General features: G+C 45.8%; 1 pseudogene. It reads right to left on the reverse strand.

Annotation, left to right across the window (positions count from 1 at the left end):
* Positions 1–627, reverse strand: a pseudogene (locus KIV40_RS27490) (NADH:ubiquinone reductase (Na(+)-transporting) subunit A); the annotation flags it as partial.

Raw genomic sequence — 627 nt, forward strand, 5'->3', positions numbered from 1 at the left:
TGACCAAGGAATGAACGAGTAACAGAGAACTTGTTCTTACCAGGCATAGCCCAGCCGAATAGCTCTTTATCACGACCTTCACGTAGAACAGAAACTTGCTGATGGTAACGACCAAGGTAAGCGTGAGGACCTGTTGCTTGAGTACCAGTTAGTACTGAACCTGAGATCACACGAACTTCACCTGGCATCAACTCGCTGTCCGTAAGCTCATCAAGGCTAGCACCAAGTTGAGTACGAACTAGACGTGGGTTGTTTACTACTGGGCCAGCCAGAGAAACAACGCGATCTGTGTAAATTTCACCCGTTAGGAAAAGTTTACCGAACGCGATAACGTCTTGATAGTTAATGCTCCACGCTACGTTTTGTGCATTTACCGGATATAGGTAATGCATATGCGTACCTGCAAGACCTGCAGGGTGTGGGCCATCGAAAACATGTTCTTCAACATTAGACTGAGACGAACGAGGTAGGCTTGTGCCTTTTTTACAAACGTAAACCTTGCCGCTCGTTAGAGTTGAAAGAATATCTAAACCAGCAACGAAAGCAGAAGACTGCTCGTTAATGATCAATTCTGGCTCAGCAGCTAGAGGGTTCGTATCCATAGCAGTTACGAAAATAGCCTGAGTT

Source organism: Vibrio sp. D173a (assembly GCF_030248475.1).